Source organism: Vibrio sp. 1978, from assembly GCF_033344345.1.
In genome coordinates this window covers 1-562 of record NZ_JAWPOP010000836.1, presented here as the reverse complement: position 1 = coordinate 562, position 562 = coordinate 1, and the positions used below count along the sequence as shown (strand labels likewise).

1 protein-coding gene is annotated in these 562 nt (G+C 44.3%); it reads left to right on the top strand.

Going from position 1 to position 562, the window contains the following annotated elements; all coding sequences use genetic code 11:
- Positions 1 to 562, top strand: a 562-nt coding sequence (gene mreC, locus R8N49_RS29385) for a rod shape-determining protein MreC (protein ID WP_318190729.1), incomplete at both ends; no start/stop codon positions are given.

Genomic DNA, 562 nt, shown 5'->3' with positions numbered 1-562 from the left:
CAATTCAATACGCAGCGAATATGCCTCGCAGTATGTTTGATGGTGTATTCGAACGTTTTAATACTCGTCAGGCATTAGTAGAAGGCAATCGCAACTTAAAGCGCGAAGTGCTTCGTCTAAAAAGCGAATTGATCTTGCTCGACCAATATAAAGAAGAGAACCAACGCTTGCGTAAGTTGCTTGGCTCGTCTTTTGTTCGTGATGAGAAGAAGGTCGTGACCGAAGTAATGGCGGTGGATACTTCACCTTATCGTCATCAAGTGGTGATTGATAAAGGCCAAATTGACGGTGTGTACGTTGGTCAGCCCGTTATTAACGAAAAAGGTATTGTCGGTCAGGTTACGTTTGTTGCGGCGCACAATGCGCGCGTATTGCTACTGACAGATGCAAAAAATGCCATTCCAGTTCAGGTCATTCGTAATGACATTCGAGTAATTGCATCAGGTAATGGTGAAATGGATGAAATCCAACTGGAACACATTCCAACCAGTACAGATATTCAAGTCGGTGATTTACTTGTGACATCCGGTCTGGGAGGCATTTACCCTGAAGGCTACCCTGT